Here is a 6,636-nt window from a genome sequence, read left to right as displayed (position 1 = left end):
GATTTGCCGTCGTCGAGGTACGCGCGAAGGTCACGCTGCGCAACCTCGATCAGTGCCGAGGCGGTCGGGCGTTGTGGATCAGGGGCCATGTCTGGAGACGGTAACGCGATTCCACCGATCACCGTGGGTGTCGCCCCCTGCCGGCTCGTCAGTGTATCCGGGGCGCGAGAGCCGAATCTTGCCCCTGGTTGCTGGCGGGAGGCGGGCCTGGGCACATTGGCTATCGTCTGTCTTCCAACCACGCCGAAGGACGACCTGATGATTGACCACTCCATCGATCGCGACCCTGCTCGCCCCGACGTTGGGCATGGTCATTTCCGCGTCGACGAAAAGCGATGGGACTCGACGTTCTTCGGCCGTCAGATCGGGTCGTTGTCATGGACCGAACTGCCGGCCGACCGCAAAGCGGGCCGAACGGAGCTTGGCCGAATCGCCGAACTGTCCGATGCCGCTGGCTATTCCCTCGTCGAATGCCACGTCGGCATGACGGACTTCACCTTGATCTCACTCCTTGAAGACATCGGGTTTCGAGTCGTCGACTCTCGCGTGAGGTTCCTCACTCGGTGGACGCTCGCCGACGTGCCCGTCACCACTCCTCTCGACGGTGCAATCCGTTGGGCGGTCCCCAGCGACCGTGATCGCATCGTGGAACTCACCCATGAAGGCTTCACCGACAACGACAAGTTTTGCTCCCGATTCAAAAATCCTGACTACTTCAGCGCCGGAGACACTCGTCGGTACTTTGAAGCGTGGATCGATTCGACCGCCTTCGAGGCGGACGCAGCCAGCGCGGTGCTCGAGATCGACAACGAGGTGCGGGGCTACTTCATCTACCAGGTCCGCGGCGAGTATGAGGAGTTGCCGGTCGTGAAAGGAATCTTGACGGCCGTCGCGCCGAACTCTCGAGGGGCGAATGGGCATCTGGCAATGCAAGCCTTCCTCTACCATCGCCTGGGCTTGTCGGACTGGTTCCTCGACAACACCACGCAGTTGACGAACACGCCGGTGATCCGCAACCACATCCGCTCAAGCAAGCGGCTCGACGAGATCGTGCTGACGTTGTATCGGCGCCCTGCTGCGTGAGTCAAACTTCGTCTGGGCTGTCACTCCTTGAGCCGAGCGGGCATGCCGATATAGACGCCATCTTCCACAGGACAATCACGCGTCACAAAGGCCTTCGAACCGATGATCGCGCCGTCGGCGATCTTGATGCCAGCCGCCAATGTGGCGTTCGTGCCGATGAAAGCTCTCGGACCGACGTGAGCGCCCCCAACCTCCTCGCGCAGATGATTCAGATTGTTGGTCATGACTTGTGGACATACGTACGCGTCGTCCCCGATGTCGCATCCCCGAGCGATGATCGCGTCATAGCGTAGAACAACTCGATCACCTGTGCGATTTGCGCCGGACGACTTCACCCCTGAGTCGATGTAGCAGTCAGCCCCGACCTTCGTGTCGGTGCGCAGTTCGACATTGTTCATCACACGCGTGCGCGCGCCGACAATGCAGTTCTCGCCGACGATGCAGTTGTGACCGATCACTGCATCGTCGCCGATGATGGCGCCATTCTCGATGATGCAGTTGTGTCCGAGCGATACCTTCTCTCCGATCTGGACGCTGTCGCCGACCACGCAGTTGTTGCCATGAGTGAAGCCGTCGCCAGCTCGAGAAGTTGGAGGAATCTGCATATCGCTTCGCTCGCAGTCACTTGGGAGTAGAAGCTGCCGAGCTTAGACGATCCACGGGACTCCACAAGATGGATGCTCGGAAGCCGGGTGTACTCCGGCTGCACGGCGAAGGTTGTCTTGGCGGTGTCTCATGGGATGTCCGTCACAAACGGTTCAACCCGCGAGATCGCCAGGGCCACCGCCTCGGCCACCGTCTTCATCACTGCTGGAACGAGGTGATCACGATTCGTCTTCCTCGACGGCACCGGCGATGGTTCGCACTGACCACCGAGGCGATCGCCTGACTTCGCGAACGATGACCTCGGCATAACCACCGAGCACGCCCATCGCCATCAGATTCGCTCCACCGATCACCAAGACCGCCAACATCACGGAGAGCCACCCCGCAGGCGAATCCGCGCCCGCGATCCATCGCACGAGCAGAGCGGCTCCCGCAAGGAATCCGAACGTGGCGAGAATGAACCCGGTGAGGCTCATCAACTTCAGCGGGGCGGTCGATCCGGACGAGAAGTTGAGCACGACACGGCGGATCCCGTCCCTGGTGGTGAACCCGGAGTGGCCGTGCGCTCGCTCGCCGTTGTGGACCTCGACGTTCTCGACGCGCCCCGCAAGTCGAGTGAGCATCGGCCCGACAACGGGCGACCGAGTCTCGTAGGCGACGAGCGCGTCGCACACCGGACGGCGCATGACACGAAAGGCGGTGTGTCGAAATCCCTTGGGAGTACCCCACGCGACGCGATCAGCAAACGAGTGGACCCTCGTACCGAGATCGCGAAAATGACCTCGCTCGATCGGCCAAGTGGCGACGACTGCATCGAGGTCAGCATGAGCATCGAGACGCGCGATCAGAACCGGCAGTTGGTCGGGACGATGTTCCAGGTCGTCGTCCATCGTGGCGATCAGTCGGCCCCGTGCGATCGACAAACCACACATCGTCGCCATCGGTTGACCATGGTTGCTGAGGAGATCGACCCCGATGACATGATCATTCCGCCGAGCGATCTCGTCGATCTTCACCCATGTGGCGTCGGGCGAAGCGTCGTTCACGAGGATGATCTCGTGGGTCCAGCCATGTTGATCGCATACATCGTCGAGCTCGGCAACGAGGGATTCGAGGCTCTTCTCGGCCCGATAGCACGGAACGACGATGGAGAGGTCGGGGCAGGCGTGGATCATCGGAGGGCGGGCGGTGGCGAGTGCGGACGATCAACGACGCTATCCGCTGAATCTGCCTCGTCATGGGATGCGGATGCTCGGTCCGGCGTGACGACAACCACGATGAGCGACACGAACAGGTGACATCCGAGGATCCACCATGCCGTCGTCGAGATGTTGTCGAGCAGCCCGGTGGGTATCGCACACACAGTGGCAATCACCGGAATCGACCACGCGAGCACAAGAGGTCTGATCTGCTCGCTTGCGACCAGCCGAACCGTGACGATGGTCAACGCCACCGACAGCATGGCGGTTGCTGCGACGAGCCCGAACGTCGATCCGGACAGCTCACCCTGGATCGAGAAGATCCGTCCGACGACGGCGTCGCCGAGGAGCGCCCCACCGACGTATGCGAAGATCGCGGCGATGAGCCCTGTGGCGGTGAGGAACCGCACAGTACGCCGGAGATCGCCTTCGTTCTGACCGAACCGAACCGCGACATGAGGGATCAGGCCTTGGAGAAGAACGAAGGGCGCGCGCACCGCGGAGAGGACGAGGAACAACGCGACCACCTCGTCGGGATCGCCACCTCCGAGCGCAAGGATGAGCGGGGAGCCGAACAGAAGGGCGTGCGCCGCCATGCCGGAGCCCGTCGCGGTTGCGAGAGGCCGGAGATCGAGGTCCTCGTGGTAGTCGCGTGACGGACGGGGGAGAGCTGCCACGGCGAACCCGGCGACCAAGGCGGCTCCATAGGTCCAGGCTGGTGCACCAACCACGGCCAACACGATCGTGATCGCAATGCGCAGAGTGTTCTCCGCGCCGATGACGAAGGCCAACGCCATCGATCGTCCGGTTCGTGCGAGCTCTCCTCGGTTCAGACCCACGGCGGCGGTGCCGAGCGGCAACAGGGAGGCGAAGAACGGCCACCACAGAGATCGGCTCGAGAAGAGCTCATCGCGCACGAGATAGGTGGCGGCACCGACGAGGAGCCCGATCACACACAGGGCGCCCAGGAGCTGTCGCCCGGCGGAGGTCGCCAAGATTCCGAAGCCCGCCGGGCGGACGGCGGCCCACTGTTGGCACCCGTAGTTGAACGAAGCGGCGCACACCGCCCAAATTGCCCAGAGTTGGGCGAGAGGAGCGAACTCGGTCGCGGGGAGCGCCGCTTTCGAGATGACGAGGATGACGACGGCCTGCAGCCCGGCGGCGACCGCTGCCGCCAGAGTCGCAAAACCAGTCCGACGGGTCAGCGTCATTGCGGCGCCTCGCTGTCAGGCGGTGGCGGCGGCAGCATCGATGAAGACCTCGATCACGTGGTCCTGATCGGCGACGGTGAGATCGTTGTAGTACGGAAGCCGGAGCAGGCGCCCGGAAACGTCGTCCGTCACGGGACACTCGTGATGCGAGTCGGAGAAGCGACGTCCGGCTTCGGAGGAGTGCAGCGGGACGTAGTGGAAGGTGGCCTGGACGCCTCGAGCCTTCATTGCTGCCAGCGCGTCATTGCGAGCCTCGCTCGTTGGAAGCAGAACGTAGAACATGTGGTGGGCCGACGTTCCGTGTTCCGGAACGTGCGGAAGCTGCAGCCCCAGGGCCTCGCTCACGGGGGCGAGCGCCCGCGTGTAGCGCTCCGTGACCTCGGCTCGCTTGCTCAGGATGTCTGGAGCTCCCTCGAGCTGCGCCACCAGGTACGCGGCGAGCAGGTCGCTGAGCCCGAATGAGGATCCGGTATCGCGCCAGCTGTACTTGTCGACATTGCCGAGAAGGAACTCGCGCCGGTTCGTGCCTTTGTCGATCAGCGTGTGGGCGCGCGAGATGTCGGCTTCGTCGTTGATGATCAGCGCACCGCCCTCTCCGCAGATGAAGTTCTTGGTTTCATGGAAACTCAGCGTCGCGAAGCGCCCGAACGTCCCGAGGGCCTGGTCCCGGTGGGTGGCGAACAGTCCGTGCGCGTTGTCCTCGATCAGTTCGATCTCGGGATGTTCGGCAAGGACCGCCTGGATTCCGTCGAGGTCGCACGGTACGCCGGCGTAGTGAACGACGACGACTGCCCGGACGCTCTCGTCGATGAGTTCGGCGACGTGCTCTGGGTCGATCCCGAGCGTTTTGGGCTCGATGTCCGCAAACCGGATGCGAGCTCCCTGTCGGGCGAACGCGAGCGCCGTCGACGTGAACGTGAAGGATGGAACGATCACGGTGTCATCGGGCCCGAGGTCGAGCAACATCGCAGTCAACTCGAGCGCATCTGTGCACGAGGTCGTCAACGCCACGTCCGGGGCCGACAGAGCGTCGCAGAGGATCGAGGACGCGCGTTCGGAGAATGGCCCGGATGATGACGTGTGCCCGTCGGCGACGGCCTTCGCGAGATAGTCCAGTTCGGCGCCGACGAGACCGGGCTGATTGAAGCGGATCATGGTGAACTCCCGTCCGGGGATCGGTGGATCGACTCCGCGGGACCGGGAAAGTGTACAAGCATCGTGGGGGCGAGAAGTCGATGGCAAACGGTCCTCTCAGCGACGATGAGCTGCGACGAGAATGCTGCCACCGAATCGCATCCGCCGGCGCTTCGCGATGTTGGTGAGCTCCGGCCGCAGCAGCGTGCGTACCGCGGTCGAGAGCGACCGCGCATTCGCTCCGTGGCTGCGAGCTGCTGCACCGGCCCGAGCGGTTTCGTCCGCATCAGGCATGTCTGTCGCTCGCTCGTTCGACCCCGATCGTCCGAGCGCCCGTCTGATGCGGTACGGAATCGTTCGGAACAACAGCACGGCGGCCGGCAGCGGACGGAAGAAGTAACCCGCATAGTCGATCTCGAACCCCGCTGCGTCGAACAATGAAGAGATCTCGGCGCACGAGTAACGGCGGTGGTGGCCGGCCCGCTCATCGTCTGCGGACCACAGCCGTTGGTATGCCGGGACGGTTGCGTAGACGCTGTCTCCCGTCGTGAGCAGAGAATGCATCTCGACCAGGAATGCGGTGTCGTCGGCGATGTGTTCGATCACGTCGAAGAGCCCGATCGCGCCGATCGAGCCCGGCCGGATCCGAGCGGTCTCCGTCGTCCCGCAAATGACATGGGCGAGGCCGCGTCGTTTGGCATTTCGTGCCCCTGACTCGCCTGGTTCGATCAGAATGACGTCGAGGCCGCTCCGGGCGAGGCCGAGGGACACGTAGCCGTTGCCACCGCCCACATCCAGCATCGGCTTTCCCGGGGTGGGGGGAAACGCCTGAACGAGTTCGCGAATGCAGTCGTTGCGATGGTTGAACCAGAACGAGCTCTCCTCGACAGCGAGACATGACGAGTGACCGCTGGCCGGGTACGACACATCGGATTCGTCGTCGGCACGCCAGATGTCGTCATCGCCGAGCCGGACACGCAGCGCCACGCGTTCGATCGGTGTGTCAGTCATTGCCCACCATGTGTCGAAGTCACGTGGCGAAACATATCGGCGTCACGGACGTCGACCGAACCGTTGGTCGAGTTGGTCGGCGGGTCGTCTCCCGTCTGACGCCGCATGACCGATCACGAAGCCGATGTCGAACGACGGTGCCGTGGCGCCGAGTGAGCTAGTCCTCGTAGTGGAGGAGTTCGTCGGTTCGGTTTCCGTTGAGGTCGACGTTGGTGATCGTGGTCCAGCCGGTGCGGAACTGGTGGTCGCGGATGATGGTTCCGGTGCCGGTGTTGTTTGGGTTGATGAAGCGGGTGAAGCCGGTGTTGGCGTTGTAGTAGAGGAGTTCGTCGGCTCCGTCTCCGTTGAGGTCGACGTTGGTGATCGTGGTCCAGCCGGTGCGGAACTGGTGG

The 6,636-nt window shown here is 63.3% G+C and carries 7 protein-coding genes; 1 reads left to right on the top strand and 6 read right to left on the bottom strand.

All coding sequences use genetic code 11. From position 1 onward, the window contains the following. Positions 1-258: 258 nt before the first annotated feature. A complete protein-coding gene (locus WBV89_RS13885; RefSeq protein WP_423981949.1) occupies positions 259-1,083 on the top strand; it encodes a hypothetical protein in 825 nt (274 codons plus the stop codon). A 20-nt stretch (positions 1,084-1,103) separates the two neighbouring features. Here the strand turns inward: WBV89_RS13885 and WBV89_RS13880 are convergent, their stop codons facing one another. The 6 genes from WBV89_RS13880 to WBV89_RS13855 form a co-directional block, all read right to left on the bottom strand. Next, positions 1,104-1,688 carry a DapH/DapD/GlmU-related protein gene (locus WBV89_RS13880; protein ID WP_423981948.1) on the bottom strand — a complete coding sequence of 195 codons (585 nt, stop codon included), beginning with the start codon at positions 1,686-1,688 and terminating at the stop codon, positions 1,104-1,106. Between the two features lie 219 nt (positions 1,689-1,907). Further along, positions 1,908-2,864 (bottom strand): glycosyltransferase, encoded by a 957-nt coding sequence (locus tag WBV89_RS13875; protein WP_423981947.1) that lies wholly within the window; start codon positions 2,862-2,864, stop codon positions 1,908-1,910. Then, positions 2,861-4,099: a hypothetical protein gene (locus tag WBV89_RS13870; RefSeq protein WP_423981946.1), complete on the bottom strand. Its 1,239-nt coding sequence runs from the start codon at positions 4,097-4,099 to the stop codon at positions 2,861-2,863. Before WBV89_RS13870 ends, WBV89_RS13875 begins: the two co-directional genes overlap by 4 nt. Positions 4,100-4,114: 15 nt before the next feature. Beyond that, complete coding sequence (rffA, locus tag WBV89_RS13865; protein ID WP_423981945.1) at positions 4,115-5,254, bottom strand: dTDP-4-amino-4,6-dideoxygalactose transaminase; 1,140 nt, start codon at positions 5,252-5,254, stop codon at positions 4,115-4,117. 96 nt (positions 5,255-5,350) lie between these two features. Next, complete coding sequence (locus tag WBV89_RS13860) at positions 5,351-6,244, bottom strand: class I SAM-dependent methyltransferase (RefSeq protein ID WP_423981944.1); 894 nt, start codon at positions 6,242-6,244, stop codon at positions 5,351-5,353. Positions 6,245-6,401: 157 nt separating this feature from the next. Then, positions 6,402-6,636, bottom strand: a 235-nt coding sequence (locus WBV89_RS13855; RefSeq protein ID WP_423981943.1) for a hypothetical protein, incomplete at its 5' end; no start/stop codon positions are given.

Source organism: Ilumatobacter sp. (assembly GCF_049588435.1).
In the GTDB taxonomy this organism is placed as follows: domain Bacteria; phylum Actinomycetota; class Acidimicrobiia; order Acidimicrobiales; family Ilumatobacteraceae; genus Ilumatobacter_A.
This window is presented reverse-complemented; position numbering and strand designations above follow the sequence as displayed.

What these genes read in the sequence shown, in the direction of transcription:
- WBV89_RS13885 (WP_423981949.1), top strand. Translation starts at nt 259, where the DNA reads ATGATTGACCACTCCATCGATCGCGACCCTGCTCGCCCCGACGTTGGG.
- WBV89_RS13880 (WP_423981948.1), bottom strand. Translation starts at nt 1,688, where the DNA reads ATGCAGATTCCTCCAACTTCTCGAGCTGGCGACGGCTTCACTCATGGC.
- WBV89_RS13875 (WP_423981947.1), bottom strand. Translation starts at nt 2,864, where the DNA reads ATGATCCACGCCTGCCCCGACCTCTCCATCGTCGTTCCGTGCTATCGG.
- WBV89_RS13870 (WP_423981946.1), bottom strand. Translation starts at nt 4,099, where the DNA reads ATGACGCTGACCCGTCGGACTGGTTTTGCGACTCTGGCGGCAGCGGTC.
- rffA (WP_423981945.1), bottom strand. Translation starts at nt 5,254, where the DNA reads ATGATCCGCTTCAATCAGCCCGGTCTCGTCGGCGCCGAACTGGACTAT.
- WBV89_RS13860 (WP_423981944.1), bottom strand. Translation starts at nt 6,244, where the DNA reads ATGACTGACACACCGATCGAACGCGTGGCGCTGCGTGTCCGGCTCGGC.